The sequence below is a fragment of the Tunturiibacter empetritectus genome (assembly GCF_014201375.1).
GTDB lineage: Bacteria > Acidobacteriota > Terriglobia > Terriglobales > Acidobacteriaceae > Edaphobacter > Edaphobacter lichenicola_D.
This window is the reverse complement of record NZ_JACHDZ010000003.1, coordinates 269,684-292,045: the sequence shown is the minus strand read 5'-3', so window position 1 is coordinate 292,045 and position 22,362 is coordinate 269,684. Positions and strand designations below refer to the sequence as shown.

Genomic DNA, 22,362 nt, shown 5'->3' with positions numbered 1-22,362 from the left:
TTAATGCGCTCCGACCAGCTGTTCTACGGTGATGATGGGGGTTCCGGCCTTGTGGCCCTCTACGTAATCCTCAAACTCTTTGCGGAACTTCTTGACGAAGGCGATGGTGGGCATGGCTGCTGCGTCGCCCAGCGGGCAGAAGGTGCGGCCCAGCATGTTCTCGGCGAGATATTGCACGTTGTCGACATCTTTTTTATTGCCGCCGCCGTTGTAGACGCGCGTAAGAGTCTTCTTGATCCAGTCCGTACCCTCGCGGCAGGGAATGCACCAGCCGCACGACTCGTGCTGGTAGAACGCGATTGTGCGAAGCGCGAATTCGACGATGGAGACGCTCTCGTCCAGCACCACGATGCCACCCGAACCGAGCATGGTGCCGGCCTTGCCCATCTGGTCGAAGTCAAGACCTACGTCGATCTCGTCCGCGGTCATGACGGGACAGCTCGAGCCGCCGGGGACGACAGCCTTCAGCTTCTTGCCGTCCTTGATGCCGCCCGCAACCTCGTAGATGGCCCGCTTTAGGTTGTAGCCCATGGGGAGCTCGTAGACGCCGGGGCGCTCGACATGGCCGCTGATACCAAAGAGGCGTGTGCCGCCGTTGCGTTCGCTGCCGAGTTTGGCATACGCTTCGCCACCCATCAGAAGGATGTGCGGTGCGTTGGCGATTGTCTCTGCATTGTTGATGACTGTGGGGCCACCGTAGAGCCCAACGACGGCAGGGAAGGGAGGCTTGATGCGTGGCACTCCGCGTTTGCCTTCGAGCGACTCCATCAGGGCAGACTCTTCGCCGACCTCGTACGCTCCTGCTCCGGTCTGCGTGATAATGTCGAAGTCCACGCCGGTGCCGAAGATGTTTTTGCCCAGGAAGCCCTTCGCGTAAGCGTCGGCGACTGCCCTCTCGACGATCTTCAGCAGGTAGCGATATTCTCCGCGAAGATAGATGAAGCCGAGCTTGGAGCCGATGGCGAGGCCCGCGATCATCGTGCCTTCGATGACGGCGTGGGGATCGTGCAGGAACAGGACATGATCCTTGCAGGTACCGGGCTCGGATTCATCACCGTTGACCAGGACGTACTTCGGCTTTTCAGATTGCTTCGGAACGAAGGACCACTTCATCCCGGTAGGAAATCCGGCGCCACCACGGCCACGCAGACCGCTGGCCTTCATCTCAGTGATGATCCACTCGGGTCCCTTGGCGATGGCTTGCTGAACGGCTTTATAGCCATCGAGTTCAACATACTTGTCGATGTCGGTGGCCCCCATGCCGAAGCGGCGGGAGACTACTTTGACCTCATCGGGATGCGAGACGAGTGATGGCATCTACTTCACGTCCTTTCCCGTTGTGTTGGGACTTAGCCCGTCGCGATACATCTGGAACAAAACGTCGACTTTTTCTGTGGTGAGGTCATCGTGGAAGTCGTAGTTAATCTGGATGGCAGGCGCCCAGCAGCAGGCGCCGATGCACTCGACCTCTTCCAGCGAAAAGACACCATCCGGGGTTGTGCCTTTGTGGCCGATGCCGAGCTTGTGTTTGCAGTGGTCGAGGATCTCGTAGCCACCGCGCAGCATGCAGGAGATATTGGTGCAGACCTGCACGTTGTACTTACCAGCAGGCTTGGTGCGCAGCATGGAGTAGTACGAAAGCACGTTGCGTACGTCCAACTCCAGAAGGTCGATGCGCTGGGCGATCTCGGCGATGACGGCGTCAGAGATATAGCCGATCTCATCCTGTGCGTAGAGCAGCATGGGCACGAGCGCCGACCGCTTGAGCGGGTAGATGGTGACGAGATGGTCGAAGCGTGCGGCCGTCTCTGGCGAAAAGATCGTATTGGCTATTTCACTCACTCTGCATCATCTCCCGCGCCAGCCTCTCGGCGGCAAGGTCCATCTCTTCGGCGATACCGTTCAGTTTGACCGTTCCATCTTCCTGCATGTTGAAGGTAGAGCGGCTTCCATTACTTGATTCCATCGTCTCGTGCGTGAAGCGAAGCCACCGGCTGGCCACACGAAGTGTAATCTCTTCTGCTCCCACTTCAACTACTGCATGGTGCGTGCTGTTCATTCCATGGGCGGCGGCGTAGGAGCGAAGCAGCGAAGCCCACGAGGTCCAAAGTTCAGCTCTGAGGCGCGCTTCGAGCATCAGAGGTTAGCGGTCGATCTCGCCCAGAACGATATCGATCGATCCGATGACGGCGACGACATCGGCGAGGAGACGGCCTTTGCACATGGTTTCGAGTGCCTGCAGGGTTGCGAATCCAGGGTTGCGCATGTGAACGCGGTAGGGCTTGGCTGTGCCGTCGGAGACGACGTAGTAGTTCATCATGCCGTGGGGCGCTTCGACGGAGCTGGTCGCCTCGCCTGCCGGAACACCAAAGCCTTCCGTCACAATCTTGAAGTGATGGATGAGGGACTCCATCTGGGTCTTCATCTGCTCGCGATTCGGCAGAATGATCTTCGGTGCGTCCGCGACGATGTGTCCTTCAGGAAGGCCATCAAGCGCCTGCAGGCAGATCTTGACCGACTCGCGGAACTCCTGCATGCGTACGATGTAGCGCGCCCACACGTCGCCGACATCAGAGACGGGAACGTTGAACTGGAACTTCTCGTAGCCGGAGTAAGGCATGTCCCGGCGAACATCGAAGTCGACTCCGGAGGCACGCAGCGGGGGACCGGTGACGCCCAGCGCAATTGCATCTGCTGCCGAAAGATAGCCCACGCCCTTCAGGCGGTTCATCCAGATGGGGTTGGTTTGGAGCAGGCCCTCGTACTCCTCAACGTGTGCAGGAAAGTTTTTGAGGAAGGTGCGGATCTTGTCGTAGATGTCCCGTGGCGGTTCCAGGCTCAGGCCGCCGACACGGACGTAGCTGGTCATCATGCGCTGGCCGGCGACTGCTTCAAAGATACGCAGCAGGTCTTCACGCTCGCGGAAGCAGTAGAGGAAGACGGTCAGCGCGCCGATGTCCATGGCGTGGGTGCCGAGCCAGACCAGGTGCGACTGGATGCGGGTGAGCTCGTTGAAGAGGACGCGAAGATACTGCGCGCGCTCGGGAATCTCCAGCCCCAGCAACTTCTCCACCGCAAGGCAGTAGGCGAGGTTGTTGGTCATGGGACAGAGATAGTCGATGCGGTCGGTCATGGGGACGACCTGCTGGTAGAACTTGGCCTCACAGGTCTTCTCGATGCCGGTGTGCAGGTAGCCGATGTCAGGAGCCAGCCCGACGATGGTTTCGCCGTCGACCTCGATGACCAGCCGAAGAACGCCATGGGTCGAGGGATGCTGCGGACCCATGTTGATGATCATGGTCTGATCTTTGGACGGCGGGTTCTGTCGATTACGTGCGGAGTTGGCGATGAGATCGTCAATGCCCGGGTCGATAGCCGTTACGCCGGTAAGTTCTTCAACTGGGGGAGTCATTAGCGGTAGCCCTCCACGGGGTAGTCCTTGCGTAATGGATGCCCCTTCCAGTCTTCCGGCATCATGATTCTGCGAAGGTTGGGATGGCCACCGAAGTGAACTCCAAAGAGATCGAAGACTTCGCGCTCGTAAAAGTTTGCAGAGGGCCAGACCGAAGTGATGCTGTCCAACGCAGCGTCCTCTCCATCGAGGCGAACCACCAACCGCACGCGCTCTTTCAACTTGTGCGAAAGAATGCTGTAAGAGATCTGGAAGCGTGGCTCCGTGGGGTACCAGTCGACTGCGGTGACATCTTCAAGGAAGTTGTAACCAGCCTGCTGGACGGCTTTGGCTGCGGCCACGATGTTCTCGCGAGCGACAGTGATGGTGAGCTCGGCGCGGTCGAACTTGGCGTCCGTCGCAAGGTCGGCCAGTGCTTTGACCGCGGCGTTTTCAGGATGCGCCTCGAAGACGGCCTGTTTGCCCTTGATGGCAGAGGCTGGATCGTACATTAGAGGTCTCCCTTATCGTTCGCCCAATCCAGGATGCCCTTCTTCCAGACGTAAAAGAGGCCGACTGCGACGAAGCCGAGATAGACGAGCATCTCGTAGAAGCCGAACATGCGCGAGCCGGTAATCGCTGGCAGGCGACGAAAGATCACAGCCCACGGCAGCATGAAGACAGCTTCAACATCGAACAGGATGAAGAGCATCGCGACCATGTAGAACCGCACCGTAAAGCGGCCGCGAGCGTCGCCGATCGCGTCCATCCCGCACTCGTAGGCTGCGGCCTTGGTGCGTGAGTTCTTGTGTTTTCCAATGAAAAACGAGGCCCCCACCATGCCTACAGCCAGCCCGAGGGCGGCCAGAACCTGAAGCACGAGTGGAAGGTAGTTCCAAATGTAGGGGTAACTGTGCATGGCCATCTTCGACTCTAAGATTGCGGCTGGCAAGTGTCAAGCGATTGTCCGGACGACGTGCAGCTATCGAAGTAATGCTATGTACATATTGATCAAGTGATTACCGCAGAGCGCGCTGACCAGTCCACCAATCGAAAGAAAGCTGCCGAAGGCGAGTCTGGAGGTCGCTCCTGCTCTGCCGCGCGCCAGAAGGATGACTCCATAGACCGCTGCCGCGAACGTTCCGAGGAAGAGGGCGAGGATCGCTGGCCAGAAGCCGAGAAAGGCCGCAATCATGGCAAGCAGCTTCACGTCGCCAAGGCCCATGCCGTCGCGGTGGCGGACGGCCTTGTAGAGCCAGCGGATGAGCAGAAGCAGAAGTGCTGCTCCGCAGACAGCCGCGATGCGACCAAAGATCAGGCTCTCCGGACCGGTAAAGAAGAGATTGCCGCGATCGACGACGCCGCCAGGGCTGGTGAGTTGAATGTGGTGTTTGGTCAGGACAACCTCATCTTCGTTCGGGCCGAGAAAGAGGGCTTGCGTACAGACAAGGAAGAGAGCAATGGCGATCCCGCCAAGCGTGAAGGAGTCAGGCAGGATCATGGTCTGCCAATCCATCACCATCAGGCCGATAAGCAGAAAACCGAGGATGGCGACACCAACCAGAGACAAGGAATAGCCAATGATCTGGGCTTCGGTCGGCAAAGGTATCGAGTTTGCTCTAATCGTCGTATCTAAGTGCATAGCGTCCCAAAACAAGCGAGCCACACTCAACAGCCATAAACCCATTGCGAGTTCGACCAACGGATAGCGCCAAGGAATGGTTGTGTGACAGTCACGACAGCGTCCGCGAAGAAGAGCCCAGCTTAGGAGGGGAATGTTGTCGTACCAGCGAATGGGCTCTTCACACTCCGGGCATCGTGAACGCGGGTGGACGATCGACTCACGCTGGGGAAGACGCGAGATGCAGACGTTGAGAAAGCTGCCAAAGAGAAGTCCAAGAAAGAACGCCGCGAAGAGAACGATGCCGAGCTGGTTCACCCGATGAGTATACGGTTTCACGGCCGCACTTACAGGATGAGCTAAGAGTCGGAAGTCTGGACTTAAGTCTCTTCCTCCGAGGACTTTACACCTAAAAAGTATAGGTAGGCGCAACGCCTAGAAATCGACGTGCATGCGGACCGATTCGACCAGCACAGGGCCTCGATCCTGGTTGTAGCCGGGGTGCTCGATGAACTGCAGGTCCAGCGCGTAGTAGATTCCCCGCCAGGTGTGAAGGTTGTAGTAGCTCTCGAGGATGTCCTCGCGTGCGTAGTTCAGCTTGCCGTCGCCTAGCAGAAAACCCAGGCCGCCCAGCTTCAGATAGTCCTGGTGATCTTTCTTGATGGCATTCGAGACAAAGACCAGCCCGATCTTATCGTTTGGGCGCGACCATCCGCGGCCGGAGTAGTCGCCACCCAACTCCACCGTCTGATCGACTTCGGTGTAGGCAAAGGACTCATGCTGGCCCTCGTTCCATCCGAAGCGGCCAAAGACACGCAGATCCCTCGTCACCTCTTGCTCGAAATTCAAGCCAAAGCCATACTTCACCGCACTGAACTTTTCATGCAGCTTGATGTCCGGGGTAGGATCTTCGCCAGCGAGAAATGCTCTATTGGAGTCGCGATAGAGACCCATGTGAGCGTGGTTCACGTAGCTCAGTACGCGGACGGTGCTTTTGCGATCAGGAGGGAGCAGTCTTCCCAGGAGAGGCTTGCGCAGCTCAAACTCCCAGTTTTGCCCGCTGGCACGCCGCAGAGCCCAGTCCAGATCGATTCCATTAGCTACGGTCGGCATCAGCGCAAGGGCATATCGCGCGGACCAGGCTTTGTCATCGTATTCGCTGACGATGCCGTAGGTATAGCCGCGCGTGTCGGCAGCATAGTCCCATGCGCCGTTGTTGTCGACGGTCCAGTTCATGAACTGAAGGTGGCTGTCGCTGCCGATGCTGTTGATGTCGAGAAAGTCGGGCAGGCTCATCTTGCCGACGTGAAACTCCAGGCGGCGCTCCGGCACCTCAGTACCAAGGGAGAACTGTGACTGGGTATTTTCCACGAGCTTGCTGGTGAAGCCGATCGTCTGATGGAGTTGCACGCGGGCCATGTAGGGCGTCGAGCCGAGGTTCGGATTACGGACCACATCGAGATTTGTGAAGCCGGCCAGTCCCAGGGCCTCGCTGTCGCCCCGGCCCCCTGCAGATTCGAGATCGAAGAGAGCGTCCAGCGCGAACTTCGGATTAGTCACTACTTGCGCACCCAGATAAAGCGTGCCGAGCAGAGATGTCTTATATTCCCCTCGGGACAGCAGGCTGTTGACGCCCTCGTAGGGCGAATGGAACGGCCCATGCGCCTGAAAGATGATGTTGGCCTGACCGCCGATGAAGAATCGCGAATGCTCCCAGTGACGAAACATAGTTGGTGAGTCGGTTTCACTAGTGTCTGGAGCAGTAGTGGCCGGAGCAGGAGCATCGATCTGGGATGCCTCGGTCGTCTCTGTTGCAAGCTGTGTCTGTGCCGTCACAAATGGGGAGGCTGATAGCCACATGCATGTGCCCGCAAGCAGGCAAATCTGGTTGAGTTTTCGGATCATTGAACTGTTATCTTCAGGCCTGAAAGTGAATAGAGTGCAAATTGTCAGGCGGGTTGAACCCTTTCGAAGTTTGGAGAGGTTTGATTGAGGGATGGCCCAGACTCAATCGGTTCCAGTATAGTATACCCCAGTAGGGTACAAGGGGGAGAGAGATGTCGCATACCAAATCGGCCCAGATCAAATTGCTCAACCGGGTCAAGAAGATTCGAGGCCAGATGGACCGTGTGGAGCGCACCCTGGCATCAGAGGATCACGAATGCGCCGAGGTGCTGATGTTGCTCGCAGCGGCGCGTGGCGGGATCAACGGGCTGATGGCTGAGGTGCTTGAGGATCATATCCGGCTGCATCTGTTGCGCGATGGACACGCCCCTCTGACTCCGGAGCTAGGGGAAGACCTGATTGACCTCGTGCGCGCTTATCTCAAATAGCAGCTGGCTTGTTCGTGTCCAGAAGTTTCGTGAAGTCTGGTGCTTCACCGCTCACATAAAGCCTGACTCAGCGAGACTTTGCTCCAACGACGACCAGACCAAGTCCCGCTATCAGTGCGACCGTGCTCAGAATGGGAGAGAGTGGCAATGTGTCCTGAGTCTGGCGCGAGATCTGAATCGGTCCCGCGTCGACAACTTTCTTCTCGTGCGTAAAGGAGAGGCCGCCGGTGGCGTATCCGATAATCCCAAGAACAATAAGGATAATTCCAACAATAGTTGCTGCCTTCATAAAGAGAACCCTTCTTCTTCGACGCGTGGATCGACTAAGTCTCTGATGCAGATTGCAACCTCTGCAGATGTACCATCTCCACGCTTTTGCAGCCTACTTGCACGCAACCGGAGCTCGGAGTAGTCTGCCTTTACACGGGAAAGGAGGATGGTCCAGCCTATGAAAATTGACAGTACATGTAGTTCAACGCAACGTGAGGTGACTGAGGCTTAGAGCGTCCATAGCTCTAGTCCTGGCGGTGTTTTTGCAGTAGAAAAGTCCACGCCGAGGCCAAGTCCGAGTATGGACGCCTTAGGTCAATCTCAACAGTTCACCGCCAGACGGCTCGCTGCTCTCCAGAGTGCGAGCCGTTTGTGTTTTGCCAGCATTCTAACGGTAGGATATTAACTATGAAACCTCTGGTGATCGCAGGACGAGCCTTTCAATCGCGACTGATCGTCGGTACAGGGAAGTACAAAGATGGTGCCGAGACCCAGGCTGCCATCGAAGCCTCTGGAGCGGAGATGGTGACGGTCGCCGTCCGCAGGGTCAACCTCGACCGCACGAGCGAGTCCTTACTGGACTTCATCGACCCCAGGCGCTATTTCCTGCTGCCCAATACGGCCGGGTGCTACACCGCCGACGAGGCGATCCGCGCGGCGCGACTGGGGCGCGAGGTGGGGCTCTCGGACTGGGTCAAGATCGAGGTGATCGGCGATCAGCAGACGCTCTATCCCGATGTGCAGGCTACGCTCGAAGCAACCCGCGTGTTGGTCAAAGAAGGGTTCACTGTGCTGCCGTATACGTCCGACGATATTGTCTTTGCCAAGCGGCTGATTGACGCCGGCGCGGCGGCGGTCATGCCTCTCGGCGCTCCCATCGGCAGCGGGCTTGGGCTGCAAAATACGGCCAACCTGCGCATTTTGCGCGAACTGATCACGGAGGTGCCGTTGATCGTGGATGCGGGCGTGGGCACGGCCTCCGACGCTGCGATCGCGATGGAACTGGGCTTCGACGCCGTGCTGATGAATACAGCGATAGCTGCGGCGAAGGACCCCTTGCTGATGGCCGAGGCGATGCAGCATGCCGTGCTCGCTGGGCGGCAGGCCTTCCTGGCAGGCAGAATGCAGCGCAAACTCTACGCCACGGCCAGCTCCCCTCTGGAGGGGATATCGAGGTAGCGACAATGGGTGATTTCTTCCTTGAATTGATTGGCGAATTGGTTGGCGCAGTATTCGAGTCTTTTGTTTCGGAGGTGATCTGTCGCGCCTTTTATCGGCCATCTCAATCAAAGAAGCTCCAGCCGCAAAATGGAATTGGCTTAGTCTAGAAATTCGTCAGGTGCATTTCTGGTCATAGGAAGAGCTGGCACTGATGCAGTACACTTCGCCCATGCGAGTCTTCGGCATCGACTGCGGGACGGAGTTCACCGGCTATGGCGTGGTGGAGGTCGATTGCGACTCCCGCACGCCTCGTCTTGTTCACCTGGCGGCCGGTACGATCCGGCTCAACAAAAAAGAGAAGACACCTCAACGGCTCGCTCAGGTCTACTCTGAGTTGACCGCCTTGATGACCCTCCACCAGCCGGAGATCGTCGCCATCGAGGAGGTCTTCTTCTCGGCGAATGCAAAGTCTGCGCTGAAGCTTGGTCAGGTGCGCGGTGTGGCGATGCTGGCCGCCGCGACCTGCGGAATGCCCGTCGCCGAATATGCTCCGCTCTCGATAAAAAGCTCCGTGGTTGGTTACGGACTGGCCGCCAAAGAACAGGTGCAGTTCATGGTGAGGCGTCTGCTCGACAACGAGAACGCCTTCGACTCCGCAGATGCTGCCGACGCGTTGGCGATTGCGATCTGCCACATCCATACTGCCCAGACACTCGAACTCCAGGGCGCGCGCCGATGAGAGCGACAGGGAGCATGGTGCTTGGCACAGCGCTTTTTCTGGGTTCCTGCCTTGTGGCTGCTGCTCAAACGGCAGAACCTGCGGCGGCGGCGCCTCTCACCTCCGAGGTCACTTTTCAGTTCGACCGCACAGGGCTTCCCGTTCCGCGGTTCACGCTGCGGATACATGAGAACGGAACGGGCACCTATCAGGCGGATCAGGCCGAGATTCCAGCAACGCAAACCTCGATGCGGGGCCAGGTGGCGCAGCATGTCGATCGACCCATCAACCTGACTTCGGGCATCGTCGCAAAGGTCTTCAAGGCTGCCCGCTCGCTGAATTATTTCAACATCGAATGCGCCTCCAAGGCGAAGAACATAGCCGACACCGGCACGAAGACGCTTACGTACACCGGCTCCGATGGGTCCGGATCGTGTGTCTACAACTACTCAGAGAACAAAACTGTAGGTACGCTGACAGATATCTTCCTCGGAGTCGCTTCCACGCTGGATGAGGGCCGTAGGCTGGACTTTCTGCACCGTTACGATCGCCTCGGTCTCGATGCCGAGATGAACTCCTTCGCTGACGAGGTGAAGGAGGGACGTGCGCTCGAACTGGGAACGATCTCGCCGACGCTGGCCGCAATCGCGGACGACACAGCCGTGATTCAACGCGTTCGATTACGTGCGGCCAAGATGCTGGAGCAGGTTGCAGCGGACAGTCATTGAGATACTGCAAGACCGCAGGCATTGGGAAAAAATCTCTTCAGTCACTACCGGCAACGACATGCGACAAAGAGCGGTAGAGCTCTGCCATCGACTCCAATGCGAGTGATTCGGCGCGTGCCTGTGCGGGAATGCTGGCTGGCCACGCTCGAGAGAGCTGTTCCGCCGAGTAGCCAGCCGCGCGGAGGTTGTTCTGCAGCGTCTTGCGCTTCTGCGCAAAGCACTGCTTCAGGAAGAGGTTGAACCCTTCAGGATCCACTCCAAGCTCAACAAACCGCGGCGCGAAGTGCAGCCGTAGCACGGTGGAGTAAACATCGGGAGGAGGCGAAAACGCGGACGGCGCAAGCGTGAAGAGGTTGTCGACCTGCGCGGTCATCTGTGCCGTCGCTGAGAGCAAGCCATAGTCGCGAACCCCCGGTGCCGCCGAGACGCGGTCCGCCACCTCCCGCTGCATCATCAGAACAGCGCGGGCAAGCGTACCGGCGCTGCCAGTTGCAAACAGTTGCAGCAGAATATCCGACGTGATGTAGTACGGCAGATTTCCGATCACGTCGGCCGTCTCGCCCTCCGACACCAGCGTTCGCAGGTCCGTCTTGAGAAAATCGCACTCGAGAATCTGTACCTGCGGATGATCGCGAAAGCGGAAGGTCAACTCCGCTGCCAGGCTCCGGTCAAGCTCGAGTGCGATCAGCTTGTGGCAACGTGTAGCCAGTATGTCGGTAATCGCGCCATGCCCGGGGCCAATCTCGATGACGGTGCGCTTGCTAAGATCACCAAGGGCATCGACGATGGCGTGACGGGCGGAGTCGTCGACGAGAAAATTCTGCCCCAGCTTCGGCTTACGTTTCATCTGCATCCAATGTTTGCGGTTTGTTCCTGTGCTCTTCTATAGACTAACGGTTTGGTTGGAAAGATAAAGGACGAAGGTATGCATATTATTTTCGCAGCATCGGAGTGCTCCCCTTGGGCCAAGTCGGGTGGGGTGGCAGATGTGGTGAGTGCGCTCCCACGCGCACTGGCTAAACTCGGTCATCGCGTCAGCGTCTTTCTGCCCTACTACCGTCAGGTCGCGAAGGCTGTCCCGAACCCTCCGGTGGTGCTGCACAGTATGACAATTCCTTTTCCTGGCTATAACCGCTTCGTGCGTATTCTCGACGGTGGAGTCAAGGGTGGGGTCCAGACGTACTTCATCGATTGCGCCGAATTATTCGACCGCGAGAACTTCTACGGTACGCCGTCCGGAGATTATCCCGATAACGCGGAGCGCTTCGGCCTGCTCTGCCGCTCGGTAATCGAAGCCTCAAAGATGCTCGGCATCCCCGATGTCTTCCACGTTCATAACTGGCAGGCGGCGATGCTCCCGGTCATGCTGCGCTCCATCTACTACTTCGATCCCGTTCTGCGAAACGTCCCAACGGTGTTGACGGTTCACAACGCGGGCTATCAAGGCTGGTTTCCTTCGCAGACCATCGAAAAGCTGCTCCTTCCTTGGGATCTGTACACGGTCGAAAAACTCGAACACTACGATAAAGTCGATTTTTTGAAAGGCGGCATCGTATACGCGGATGCCATCACGACGGTCAGCCGCAAGTACGCCGAAGAGCTCCAAACGAGCGAGTTCGGCAACGGGCTCGAAGGAGTCTTTCGCCAACGGAGCGGAGATCTCCTAGGAATTACGAACGGCATCGACTCCGAGGAGTGGAATCCGGCAACCGACTCCCACATTGCAGCGCACTACACGGCCGAAAACCTCGCCGGCAAGAAAGAGTGCCGTCGCGATCTGCTTCACGCTTACGGACTGGAGAATGTCGGTGACGACACCGCTGTGATCGGAGTCGTCTCCCGTTTCGCCACCCAGAAAGGCTCAGACTTTATCGTCGAGATCATGGATCGTCTGGCGCAGGAAGACATGGTGCTGGTCATTCTGGGAAGCGGCGAAGAGTACTACGAACGGCTGTTGGTGGAGATGGCCGAGCGTCATCCCGCTAAGGTGCGTGTGAAGGTAAAGTTCGACAACGTAATGGCGCACAAGGTCGAGGCAGGCGCTGACATCTTTCTTATGCCATCCCGCTACGAGCCAGGCGGTCTAAACCAGCTCTACAGCCTCAAATACGGTACGATTCCCGTCGTCCGCGCTACGGGCGGCCTTGACGATACCATCGACGAACAGCCGAACGGTGGCGGAAATGGGTTCAAATTCTGGGGCTACAGCGTGGGGGCATTCTTCGACGCGATTAAACGTGCCCTTGAAACCTTCCGCAACAAACAGGAGTGGACTCAGATGATGCGGCGAGGCATGGCGCAGGATTTTTCCTGGGATAAGCCTGCCAGCGAGTACCTCCGCCTTTACGAGCGTGTCATCCAGAATCGCAGCTAGGCAGCTCGTCTTCGTTGCAGCAGGTAGTGCAGCGGAACTCCCAGCAGAATGACTCCGGTTCCGATTAGGGAGTTCCGCGGCTGATCGGCAAACGAAAAGACCAGCAGCACAGCAGCCGCAAGAATGAACAGTGCCGGCAACACCGGGTATCCCCAGATGCTGTACGGACGCGGCGTGTCTCGGTCGCGGCGGCGAAACACAAAGATCGTGCTGGCCGTGAGCATATAGAAGAGCCACTCGCCGAAGATGGCCAGCGAAAAGAGTGCCTGAAACTTTCCGATGGCAAGCAGCAGAAGAGAACTCAGAACGGCCTGAAGGATCAATGCTGTCGACGGCGTTTGAAATCGCGAGTTCACATGAGCTAGTTGCTTGAAGAACAATCCATCGCGGGCTGCAGCAAATGGTACGCGCGCGCCGGAGAGCGACGACCCCACGAAGGTCGCGCAGATACTGACGGCCATACCGATCGACACCAGCGTTGCACCCCACGATCCAGCAACCAGGCGCATCGCGTCGGCTGCAGGGCGGTCTGCGGTAGCGATGGCTGCTGCGGGCAACACATATTGAATCGCCGCATTGGTCAGCATGTAGAGCGCGCCAACGATGGCAACCCCTCCAACCAAGGCCAGCGGCATGCTGCGTTGCGGCTTCTGGACCTCACCCGCCATGGTTACGACATCGCTCCATCCGTCGTAGGCCCACAACGCGGCAACAAGCGCAATCATAAAGCCTGTAAAGCCTCCACGTGCTCCCGTAAACTCTGTGCTGAAGTTGTGCCACGACCCATGCTGGCCTGCTGCGCCAAAGCAAAATCCCGCAATCACGAGAATAAGCAGGCCCTTCAGCCACGTAAGCAGAAGCTGTACGTTGGCCGATCTTCTCGTTCCAATGATGTTGAGAGTGGTGATGAGCCACGTCACCGAGATGGCGAAGATCTGTCCCCAGAAGAGATGAAAGAAAGCCGGGTGGGCAAAGAAGCTGAAGACTGCGAAGGTCCCCAACACGCGCGCAAGCCCGGCAGCGATCGTAGCCAATGAGGCAGGTTTGGCCACCGTAATCTGGGTCCACATATAAAGGAAGCCGGTTAGATCACCATAAGCCTCGCGAAGAAAAGCGTATTCACCGCCATACCGCGGTCTCGCTGCAGCGATCTCCGCATAGGTCATCGCGCCGAAGAGCGAGAGCAACCCACCCACGATCCAAACCACATAGACCATGCCGGACGAGCCCACCGCAGCCATCATCTCTCGCGGCACTAGAAAGATGCCGCTCCCGATAATGATGCCCACGACAATGGAGGTCGCGTGGGATGCGTTCAGGACGCGGGGCAGTTCGGACTTGCTGTTTGGCATCGATTCCCGGAGAGTAGCACACCTCCGCCGCATGACCGCAAGTAAATTGGTGAGAAAACCTGACTCGAGTGCGGCCAAAGAAAAGATCTTACTTATAAGATGGAGACGCACCTTCTGGAGTGAACGATGGATTGGACACCTGGCGGCGGACTCAGCGGCGACATTGAAGACAGACGTGGTTCTTCCGGTGGCGGTGGCGGAAGCTTTGGCGGCGGTGGGATCGGGATCGTCGGTTTTTTGATTCTGCTTGTCGTCAGTCTTGTCACTGGCCGTAACTATATCGGCAGCTATCTCTCCGGCCACAGCGCATCGCCGCCCTCAACGCAACAGAGCACGCCTTCCGCCGCCAACCGGCCTCTAACTACTGAATCGCCTCAGGAGAAGAGATCCGCGCAGCTCGTCTCCTGGACGCTGGACGATGTGCAGAACACCTGGACCAAGCTTCTGCCCACGCAGACAGGCAGAAACTACCAGCGCTCCACGCTCGTGCTCTTTCGCGGTCGCACATACTCCGGCTGCGGCACCGCTCAGTCGCAGAGCGGACCCTTCTACTGTCCGGCCGATGAAAAGGTCTACATCGATCTCAGTTTTTGGGATGAGCTAAGACGCCTTGGGGGCAGCAATGCAGACTTCGCCCAGGCTTATGTCATCGCTCATGAGCTAGGCCATCACGTGCAGGATCTCCTCGGAATCGAAGGCAAAGTGCGCCAGCTATCAGGTCAAAATCCGTCGGAGAGGAATCGCCTCTCTGTCGATCTTGAACTCCAGGCGGACTGTTTCGCGGGCGTATGGGCACACAGCACGGCGCAGCGCAACATCGTTCACGACTCCGATATCACAGCCGGTCTGCAGGCAGCGGCCGCGGTTGGCGACGACCATATCCAGAAATTAGAGAGAGGAACTGTAAGCCCGGAGAGCTTCACCCACGGCTCGTCTGCGCAACGCGTCGGGTGGTTCAAACGCGGATTCCAGCAGGGAACAATCGCAGCCTGCAACACCTTTAAATTCGGTGGTGCCGTTCCGCCGACCGACAGCGCCGAGTAAGCTTAGTTCAACACGGGCAGCACCGCATTGCCAGATGCCTCTGCTGCGAAGTAGCTACGAATCCGCTCGGCGGTAGCGGCATTCACCACAGCAGTGAGGGCGTCCGGCCCAGCCTGCTTAATCCCGCGTACGCTGCCGAAGTGTTCGATCAATCGTTGACGAGTTCTCGGCCCAACGCCGGGAATCGATAGCAACTCACTGTCGCGGTCCCGCATCTGGCGTCGCTTGCGATGGTAGGTCACAGCGAACCGATGGCTCTCATCGCGAATCTTCTGCATCAGGTGCAGCACCGGAGACCGCCGGTCCAGCACCACCGGCTCATTCTCCTGCCCATACACGTAGATGATCTCTTCCTTCTTGGCGATCGAAGCCAGGGGCTGCAGTGTGACGCCGATCTCTTCAAGCGCCGAATACGCCGCGTGCAACTGCCCTAGCCCTCCATCGATCAGGATCAGGGAAGGGAAGGGCTTCTTATCTTCCTGCAACCGTTTGTAGCGACGCTGAATCACCTCGCGCATGCTCGCAAAATCGTCGACGCCTGTAACCGTCTTCACCTGAAACTTCCGGTAGTCGGACTTCTTCATCGCGCCATCCTCCCATACCACCATGGAGGCTACCGTCTCGGCGCCCTGTATGTGCGAGATGTCGAAGCACTCAATCCGGCGTGGCAGTTCCTCAAGTGTGAGCGCATCCTGCAGCGCCTCTTGGATCGCCTTCATCCCAGGCTGCAGCACGCGAAACCGCTGATCATACGACTGCTTCGCATTCTGGCAGACAAGGTCGACGAGAGATCGCTTTTCCCCTCGTTGCGGCGCAAGAATTTCGATTCGCTTTCCGGTTCTCTCCGTCAGCGCCTCAGCCAGCAGCGCCCGGTCAGGAAACTCAACCGGCACGAGAATCGATCGCGGCACATAACTCTGATCGAGATAAAGCTGCTTCAGAAGCGCAGAGAAAAACACTCCCGGACTGAACGCCCCGCCAAGCTCTGACACCGCTGCATGTTGCACGATGGCGATACCCTCGCCGATCTCCGGTGCAGGCGCCGCAGGGTCGGGCTCCATGCGAGGCAGTGCCTCCAACTCGTCCACCTCCGAAACCGCCTCCGTCGCCGCATCCAGCAAGGACTCCGGCAGATCCTCCCAGAAGAAGTCGCGCCGGTCCACGATCTTCCCGCTTCGCATGTGGAACAGGTTGACCGCGAGCATCTCGTTCTCAAAGTGGTAGCCAAAGACGTCGGCGTCCTCATTGTCGGCGCTCGCCATGCGCTGTTTATCCTGCATCTGATGAACCGTAACGATCTGATCTCGCAGCCGCGCCGCCATCTCAAACTGCTCCGCCTCTGCCGCAGCCTCCATTCGCTTCGTCAGCGACTGCTCGAGCTCATTCGGCCTCCCCTCCAGAAAGAGCTGCACGTCACGTATGGTCTCGCGGTAAGCTTCCGGTGTGGTCAGCCCCTCCAGGCAAGGCCCCAGGCAGCGCTTGATGTAGTACTGCAGACAAGCCCGCGGATGATATCGCGACAGATCCACCTTGCAGCTTGGAATCAGAAAGCTGCGATGGATCAGATCCACCAGCCGATAGGCCAGATTCCCCGGAAAATAAGGACCGTAGTAAGCCCCACCGTTCTTGCGCAATCTGCGCGTTACGAAGACCTTCGGGTAGCGGTCATTCATCGTCAGCTTGATGTACGGATAGGTCTTGTCATCGCGCAGCAGAATATTGAAGCGTGGCTTCTTCTGCTTGATGAGGTTGTTCTCCAACGCCAGCGCCTCGTGCTCATTGGCGACCGTGATGTACTCCACATCGACGGCCTCGCGCATCAGGGTGCCGGTCTTGGCATTCGCCTGCGACGCCTCCAGAAAATACGAGCGCACCCGTGCACGAAGGTTCTTCGCCTTGCCGACGTAAATAACCTCGCCCTCAGCATTTTTATAGAGATAGCAACCTGGCTGGGTGGGGAGAGTTCGAATTTTCTGATGAAGATCCATCGCCTGGTATTGGAGCCCGCATCTCAGTGTAGACGCAGCTTCATGCAGACCGCAGTGTGCATATCTTTGCTCAGTAGATTTGACGCGACAGCTGATCAAAAGTTCCCGCTTCCCAATCTGCGCGCGGATCGATTACGTTGCTGATAGTGATAACTAGTTGAAAATAAATAGCCTACTGGCAGGCATATTATTGGCACTCTGATTGCATCTGATTGTCTGCTGTGGTTGGTCTGTTGCAGCACTTACTACCAGGAGAGTGGAAAGAATGAGATCCAATAACGATAGAGACATGAAGATCAAATCTGCCTGCCCCGCCGTATTTGCCAGTGCTCTTGCCCTCACCTTCACGGTCGGCTGCTCGACGAAAAATTACGTTCGCTCCCAGACCGCTCCCATCATCCAGCAAACCAATGATCTGGATACCAAGACCGCCGCCGATCATAGAAATATCGTCGATACCGACGAGCGGGCAAAGACCGGAATCGCCGGTGCGCAATCTGCGGCGAGCACCGCCGATCAGCACGCGCTCGCAGCAGGCCAGTCCGCCGATGCCGCTAACCAATCCGCGAAGGAAGCCTATAACCGGGTCGACAGCCTGAGCGGCGTAGTAGCCAACCTAGACAACTACAAGCAGATCTCCGACGTGAGCGTCACCTTCGCCTTCGACAAGTATGTTCTGAGCGCTTCGGACAAGAAGCAGCTCGATGATCTAGCCGCAAACCTCTCCAACACTCGCGGTTACATCCTTGAAGTGACCGGCGGAACGGACTCCGTTGGCGACGCGGCCTATAACTATCAGCTCAGCCAGCATCGCGCCGACGCGGTCGTCAACTATCTGGCGTCAAAATACAACATCCCGCCGCATAAGTTCTACCTGATCGGCATCGGAAAAGATCAGCAGGTCGCCAGTGACAGCACAGCTGCCGGCCGCGCGAAGAATCGTCGAGTCGACATCAAGCTGATGACAAACATGAACAGCGACCAGCCGAGCACAGCTTCCTCCACCAAGCCGAACGGCCAGTAGTAGTCAGCTTCCTCAACGCGAAATTAACGCAACAGAACTTGAAACGCGCCGATGTTATTGTCGGCGCGTTCGTTTTTGACGTCGTTGCCTTAAAACACCCGAGGCGACCTGTGCAGAAGCCTATGTCTTGAGTTTGCGATAGACGATCGCCAACAACCCTGATGCCAGGATGACCCAGGCGAATTGATACCAGTAGAAGAACGGAAATCCCCAGAGCGCCGGTGTGGAACGCGCATAGACTATGGGGAAACACAGCCCAAGATAAGGCAGTAGAAGCAGTAGAACCCAGCGGCTCCTGCGGGTTCTTGGTTTCGCGTTCGCTTCCGGCTCTGGCACCATATCCTGCAAAGGATAATGCATTTACTTCCACTCCGGAAGCCCGGTCATCTACTAAGTCATAGAGATAAGTCATCGGGTAAAGTTGAAGCAGAAGATAGAAGATATGGAAGATATGCCCGAGTCGATCCCCGAGAATCTCCCGCAAGCTGCCGCCTCTGCCACAGACCCCATAGCTGAGGCAGTGGCGATCATGGCCCGTCTGCGCGCTCCGAATGGCTGCCCCTGGGACCGCGAACAGACCTTCGACTCCATCAAGCGCCACACCCTCGAGGAGACCTACGAGGTCTTCGATGCAATCGAACGCCGCGCCTGGCCCGATCTAAAGGACGAGCTCGGCGATCTCCTCCTCCAGGTGCTCTTCTACGCCCAGATGGCCTCCGAGGCCGGCTACTTCACCATCCAGGATGTAGCGGAAAATCTGAACGCCAAGTTGATTCGCCGTCATCCCCACATCTTCGGCGACGCGGAGGCCGCTGATTCCAACGCCGTTCTGCGCAACTGGGAGCAGATTAAACAGACCGAAAAGAAGGCACTCAAATCAACGCAAACTTCGCAAACATCCATGCTCGACGAGATCCCTCGCTCGATGCCGGCCCTCATGGAAGCGGGCAAACTAGGCTCCCGCGCCGCAAAAGTAGGATTTGACTGGCCCAACTCCGATGGCCTCTTCGACAAACTTGCCGAAGAGATCAACGAACTCAAGGCCGAGCTGAATCCCTCCTCGCCCGACAGCTCCACGACAGCGATCGAAGCGGAGCTAGGCGACATTCTCTTCACAGCCGTCAACCTTGCGCGACATCTCAAGGTCGATCCCGAATCCGCTCTGCGTGCTACGAACGCAAAGTTTCGCCGTCGCTTCGCTGCAATGGAGTCTGCAGCGGGCAATAGCGCCGCTCTGGCCGCCTCCAGCCCCGATCAGCTCGAAATACTATGGAACCAGGCGAAGAACGCCACCACCGAGTCGACAAGGTCATGAACGCCAGCCCTCAGACAGCCATCCACATTCAATCCCTCACCAGCCTCGAGGATTTTGAGAGCTGCGTCGTCCTCCAGCTTGAAGTCTGGCGCTATAGCGACGCTGACATAGTCCCCCGGCGTGTCTTCGTCGTCGCACAGCGCATCGGCGGCCAGGTGCTGGGAGCTTTTGACGGCGAGATCCTCGTAGGCTTCGCGATGTCCTTGCCGGGCTATCGGGACGGCAAATCCTATCTCCACTCTTACATGCTCGCCGTCCTCCCCCAGTACCGCAACGCCGGCATCGGCCGCCGCCTCAAGCTCGCGCAGCGCGACGATGCCATCGCCCGCGGCTTCGACCTGATGGAGTGGACGTTCGATCCTCTCGAGATCAAGAACTCACACCTTAATATCAGCCGGCTCGGCACCATTGTGCGGCGCTATCACCCTGACTTCTACGGGGTTTCCTCCTCCCCGCTGCAAGGTGGCCTTCCCACCGACAGGCTCTACGCGGAGTGGTGGCTGCGCTCCCGCCACGTCGCTGATTTGCTGCGAGGCGAGCCGCAGCCGCAGCAGATCGTCGAACGCATCACCGTCCCCCACACGATCTACCAATGGAAGCAGGACGCTCAGCAACGAAACCTCGCCAGAACCCTGCAGAGCAACAACCGGACGGCCCTCGAAGCGGCGTTTCAGCGCGGGCTGGCCGTGGTTGGATACGAACGGGACCCACAAGGCAACGGCACCTTCCTCCTCGGTCCGTGGAAGAACACCGTGGAGATCTGACCCACCAGCCCCACGATCGCAGTACAATTTCACTGAGCCACGCCCAACAGACCCGCTACGATCCAGCAACTCGGAAAGACAGGACTGCACATGCTCAACATCGACGCGATTCACCTCCGCGAGATCAACCTGCCGCTAGCTCATCCCTTTGAGACCAGCTTCGGCCTCACTAGCAGCCGCCGCATCCTCCTCGTCGAACTCGAATCCGACGGCCTCACCGCGTGGGGCGAGTGCGTCGCCGGCGAACACCCTTATTTCAGCGACGAGACCATCGACACCGCCTGGCTCATCACAGAGTCGGAGCTTGCCCCCCGTCTGCTCGAAGCCAATGTGGAACGCGGCGGCAGTTGCCCGGACATCTTCCGCCAGGTTCGCGGCCATCGCATGGCCAAAGCTGCGCTCGAAAACGCCGTCTGGGACCTCGAAGCCCAGGCCAAACGCGTCTCGCTCGCTGAACTCCTCGGCGGAACCCGCGACGTTATTCCCTGCGGAGTCTCGATCGGCATCCAACCCTCGCCCGCCCACCTGATGGATAAGATTGCCGCTGAACTCGCTGCCGGCTACCAGCGGATCAAGCTGAAGTGCAAGCCCGGCTGGGATGTCAGCATCTTCGAAGCGGTCCGCAAACGATGGCCCGACATCACCCTCAGCTGCGACGCCAACTCCGCCTATCGCATGAAGGACCTTGACGACATCGTCGAATGGGACCGATTCAATCTGCTCATGATCGAGCAGCCTCTCTGGTACGACGACTTCTACTTCCACGCCATGCTGCAGAAGCGCCTCTTAACCTCAATCTGCCTCGACGAATCCATCCGCAACCGTCGCGACGCCCTCGCCGCTATCGACATGGAGTCCTGTCGCATCATCAACATCAAAGTCGGCCGCGTAGGCGGATTCAGCGAGGCCATCGCCCTTCATAATGCGGCAGAAGAGCGCGCCATCCCGGTCTGGTGCGGCGGCATGCTGGAGACCGGTATCGGCCGATCCCACAACATCGCCCTCTCCTCTCTGCCTAACTTCTCGCTGCCCGGCGACGTCTCCGCCTCCAGCCGCTACTGGGCCGAGGACATCATCGAGCCGGAGGTTGCCGTCAGCGCATGCGGAGAGATCACGGTGCCCACGACGATCGGCAGAGGCTTCGAAGTCCGGCGCGACCGCATCGAGTCCCTCACCGTGCGCCGGCAGACCCTCAATGCCAAGGCTCGCGTAACCGCGTGATGTCGCTTACCGCTCCGGCAGCGGCGTAGCCAGCATCATCCGAATTGCATCCTGATAGCTCATCGGCCCAAGCTTCTGAAAGCTACTGGCCGTCGACTCGGTATGCACGTTTACCGTCTTCAGCATCAGCGCTCTCACGCTCAGCTTCATCGAGAAGTAAGTGAAGATCCATCGATTCTCTCCAACGCTGGTCTGATCCAGCTCCAGCTTGCCTCCCGGATAGATATGGGCCAGCATGCCCCAGCCGAAGTTCACCCCCCGCGAGATCGTCCCTTCCATACGAACCAGTGTGTGCGACCTGGCATCGATCCAGACTCGCCCCTCAAGCCCGGTCAACGCCTGGGCCTCAGTACTTGGCGGACTGAACTTCGGGTTCGGCTTGTAGTCGATCACGACCTCCGGTGCCCCGCCATTTTTGCCCGACTGCGGCTGCCCCGGCGTGTAGGTATAGATCATCGCATCCGGCATCAGAGGCACTAACTTATCTGCCATCTTCCGGTCCGACTCACCATTCCGAACATGCCTGAAGTAGGCCGAAGGTGACGCGATCATGTCGTTCAACCGCTGCCGCTCGCCCTGATCCTGCTCCTCCGTCAGCGGTTTTCCGTCCTTCATAATCAGCCGCGCCACCGTCCCGTCTTTACTCTCAACTACGTCGCGAACCATGTCGCCCTTCTCGCTCACCGTGTGCGTGCGATACCGCAGGTAAGAGTCTGTGTGATGCAGTGCTTCCAACTCGTTCTTCGCTGCGTCGACGATCCAGGAGCGAACCGGTATCGACTGCAGGGTCGCTTCCTCTACATCTTTCGTCGTAGTGGCGTTCTGTGCACGGGCGACCCCTCCCACCGCGGCCACCAGGAACAGAAGATATCCAGAGAAGTTCCGCTTCCGTGACCTCATTTGCCCAGAAACTGCCATGAATCGGGGCTTGCTGACTGAAGCTGCCTCGCATGTGTCCACGGTACCTCTTACCAATCCACACCTCTCATCTCCCCATTCTATGGTTCTTCTTATGACTCACGAAGGGGGACAAAGTATTCGCGGTTTGCCTCCCGGCA

General features: G+C 58.1%; 24 protein-coding genes. 10 read left to right on the top strand and 14 right to left on the bottom strand.

The features are described 5' to 3' along the window. From nuoF to HDF10_RS10240, 8 genes are all read right to left on the bottom strand, one after another. A complete protein-coding gene (nuoF, locus tag HDF10_RS10275; RefSeq protein ID WP_183813024.1) occupies positions 1-1,317 on the bottom strand; it encodes an NADH-quinone oxidoreductase subunit NuoF in 1,317 nt (438 codons plus the stop codon). Beyond that, positions 1,318-1,842 carry an NADH-quinone oxidoreductase subunit NuoE family protein gene (locus HDF10_RS10270; protein WP_183813023.1) on the bottom strand — a complete coding sequence of 175 codons (525 nt, stop codon included), beginning with the start codon at positions 1,840-1,842 and terminating at the stop codon, positions 1,318-1,320. Continuing rightward, complete coding sequence (locus HDF10_RS10265; RefSeq protein ID WP_183813022.1) at positions 1,835-2,137, bottom strand: transcriptional regulator; 303 nt, start codon at positions 2,135-2,137, stop codon at positions 1,835-1,837. The genes HDF10_RS10270 and HDF10_RS10265 overlap by 8 nt, the downstream gene beginning before the upstream one ends. A gap of 6 nt (positions 2,138-2,143) precedes the next feature. After that, positions 2,144-3,412 carry an NADH dehydrogenase (quinone) subunit D gene (gene nuoD / locus HDF10_RS10260; protein WP_183813020.1) on the bottom strand — a complete coding sequence of 423 codons (1,269 nt, stop codon included), beginning with the start codon at positions 3,410-3,412 and terminating at the stop codon, positions 2,144-2,146. After that, positions 3,412-3,903: an NADH-quinone oxidoreductase subunit C gene (locus HDF10_RS10255; RefSeq protein ID WP_183813017.1), complete on the bottom strand. Its 492-nt coding sequence runs from the start codon at positions 3,901-3,903 to the stop codon at positions 3,412-3,414. Before HDF10_RS10255 ends, nuoD begins: the two co-directional genes overlap by 1 nt. Continuing rightward, entirely contained in the window at positions 3,903-4,310 is a 408-nt protein-coding gene (locus HDF10_RS10250) for an NADH-quinone oxidoreductase subunit A (protein ID WP_183813679.1), read from the bottom strand. The genes HDF10_RS10255 and HDF10_RS10250 overlap by 1 nt, the downstream gene beginning before the upstream one ends. 63 nt (positions 4,311-4,373) lie before the next feature. Beyond that, complete coding sequence (locus tag HDF10_RS10245; RefSeq protein ID WP_311732730.1) at positions 4,374-5,351, bottom strand: prepilin peptidase; 978 nt, start codon at positions 5,349-5,351, stop codon at positions 4,374-4,376. Positions 5,352-5,447: 96 nt separating this feature from the next. Next, positions 5,448-6,917 carry a carbohydrate porin gene (locus HDF10_RS10240; protein ID WP_260177799.1) on the bottom strand — a complete coding sequence of 490 codons (1,470 nt, stop codon included), beginning with the start codon at positions 6,915-6,917 and terminating at the stop codon, positions 5,448-5,450. 152 nt (positions 6,918-7,069) lie between these two features. Here HDF10_RS10240 and HDF10_RS10235 point away from each other — a divergent pair, with 152 nt between their 5' ends. After that, on the top strand, positions 7,070-7,345 hold the full coding sequence (locus HDF10_RS10235) for a metal/formaldehyde-sensitive transcriptional repressor (protein WP_183813015.1): 276 nt from the start codon (positions 7,070-7,072) through the stop codon (positions 7,343-7,345). A gap of 67 nt (positions 7,346-7,412) precedes the next feature. Here the strand turns inward: HDF10_RS10235 and HDF10_RS10230 are convergent, their stop codons facing one another. Then, positions 7,413-7,634 (bottom strand): DUF3185 domain-containing protein, encoded by a 222-nt coding sequence (locus HDF10_RS10230; RefSeq protein ID WP_183813013.1) that lies wholly within the window; start codon positions 7,632-7,634, stop codon positions 7,413-7,415. Between the two features lie 389 nt (positions 7,635-8,023). Here HDF10_RS10230 and HDF10_RS10225 point away from each other — a divergent pair, with 389 nt between their 5' ends. The 3 genes from HDF10_RS10225 (at position 8,024) to HDF10_RS10215 (ending at position 10,222) form a co-directional block, all read left to right on the top strand. Beyond that, the gene (locus tag HDF10_RS10225; protein WP_183813011.1) at positions 8,024-8,794 is read left to right on the top strand and encodes a thiazole synthase; all 771 of its coding nucleotides are present in this window, start codon (positions 8,024-8,026) and stop codon (positions 8,792-8,794) included. A gap of 211 nt (positions 8,795-9,005) precedes the next feature. Further along, the gene (ruvC, locus tag HDF10_RS10220) at positions 9,006-9,515 is read left to right on the top strand and encodes a crossover junction endodeoxyribonuclease RuvC (protein ID WP_183813673.1); all 510 of its coding nucleotides are present in this window, start codon (positions 9,006-9,008) and stop codon (positions 9,513-9,515) included. Positions 9,516-9,529: 14 nt separating this feature from the next. After that, complete coding sequence (locus HDF10_RS10215; protein ID WP_183813009.1) at positions 9,530-10,222, top strand: hypothetical protein; 693 nt, start codon at positions 9,530-9,532, stop codon at positions 10,220-10,222. A 37-nt stretch (positions 10,223-10,259) separates the two neighbouring features. Here the strand turns inward: HDF10_RS10215 and rsmA are convergent, their stop codons facing one another. Continuing rightward, positions 10,260-11,075: a 16S rRNA (adenine(1518)-N(6)/adenine(1519)-N(6))-dimethyltransferase RsmA gene (rsmA, locus tag HDF10_RS10210; RefSeq protein ID WP_183813007.1), complete on the bottom strand. Its 816-nt coding sequence runs from the start codon at positions 11,073-11,075 to the stop codon at positions 10,260-10,262. Between the two features lie 72 nt (positions 11,076-11,147). On the opposite strand from rsmA, the gene glgA reads away from it, so the two are divergent. Next, the gene (gene glgA / locus HDF10_RS10205; protein WP_183813005.1) at positions 11,148-12,596 is read left to right on the top strand and encodes a glycogen synthase GlgA; all 1,449 of its coding nucleotides are present in this window, start codon (positions 11,148-11,150) and stop codon (positions 12,594-12,596) included. On the opposite strand, the gene HDF10_RS10200 is transcribed toward glgA, so the two are convergent. Then, entirely contained in the window at positions 12,593-13,948 is a 1,356-nt protein-coding gene (locus HDF10_RS10200; RefSeq protein ID WP_183813003.1) for an APC family permease, read from the bottom strand. The genes glgA and HDF10_RS10200 overlap by 4 nt on opposite strands. Positions 13,949-14,074: 126 nt before the next feature. On the opposite strand from HDF10_RS10200, the gene ypfJ reads away from it, so the two are divergent. Beyond that, positions 14,075-14,992, top strand: coding sequence for a KPN_02809 family neutral zinc metallopeptidase (ypfJ, locus tag HDF10_RS10195; protein ID WP_183813001.1), 918 nt, complete (start codon positions 14,075-14,077; stop codon positions 14,990-14,992). Positions 14,993-14,994: 2 nt separating this feature from the next. Here the strand turns inward: ypfJ and uvrC are convergent, their stop codons facing one another. Next, positions 14,995-16,980: an excinuclease ABC subunit UvrC gene (gene uvrC, locus HDF10_RS10190; protein WP_183812999.1), complete on the bottom strand. Its 1,986-nt coding sequence runs from the start codon at positions 16,978-16,980 to the stop codon at positions 14,995-14,997. Positions 16,981-17,269: 289 nt separating this feature from the next. On the opposite strand from uvrC, the gene HDF10_RS10185 reads away from it, so the two are divergent. Beyond that, entirely contained in the window at positions 17,270-18,004 is a 735-nt protein-coding gene (locus tag HDF10_RS10185; protein ID WP_260177798.1) for an OmpA family protein, read from the top strand. Between the two features lie 120 nt (positions 18,005-18,124). On the opposite strand, the gene HDF10_RS10180 is transcribed toward HDF10_RS10185, so the two are convergent. After that, on the bottom strand, positions 18,125-18,364 hold the full coding sequence (locus HDF10_RS10180; protein ID WP_260177797.1) for a DUF3311 domain-containing protein: 240 nt from the start codon (positions 18,362-18,364) through the stop codon (positions 18,125-18,127). A gap of 82 nt (positions 18,365-18,446) precedes the next feature. On the opposite strand from HDF10_RS10180, the gene mazG reads away from it, so the two are divergent. From mazG to menC, 3 genes are all read left to right on the top strand, one after another. Further along, positions 18,447-19,319, top strand: a complete 873-nt coding sequence (gene mazG, locus HDF10_RS10175; RefSeq protein ID WP_311732729.1) for a nucleoside triphosphate pyrophosphohydrolase — start codon at positions 18,447-18,449, stop codon at positions 19,317-19,319. Further along, positions 19,316-20,083, top strand: coding sequence for a GNAT family N-acetyltransferase (locus tag HDF10_RS10170; protein WP_183812995.1), 768 nt, complete (start codon positions 19,316-19,318; stop codon positions 20,081-20,083). The genes mazG and HDF10_RS10170 overlap by 4 nt, the downstream gene beginning before the upstream one ends. 90 nt (positions 20,084-20,173) lie before the next feature. Further along, the gene (gene menC / locus HDF10_RS10165; RefSeq protein WP_183812993.1) at positions 20,174-21,304 is read left to right on the top strand and encodes an o-succinylbenzoate synthase; all 1,131 of its coding nucleotides are present in this window, start codon (positions 20,174-20,176) and stop codon (positions 21,302-21,304) included. A gap of 6 nt (positions 21,305-21,310) precedes the next feature. Here the strand turns inward: menC and HDF10_RS10160 are convergent, their stop codons facing one another. Next, positions 21,311-22,204: a hypothetical protein gene (locus tag HDF10_RS10160; protein WP_183812991.1), complete on the bottom strand. Its 894-nt coding sequence runs from the start codon at positions 22,202-22,204 to the stop codon at positions 21,311-21,313. Positions 22,205-22,362: the final 158 nt, after the last annotated feature.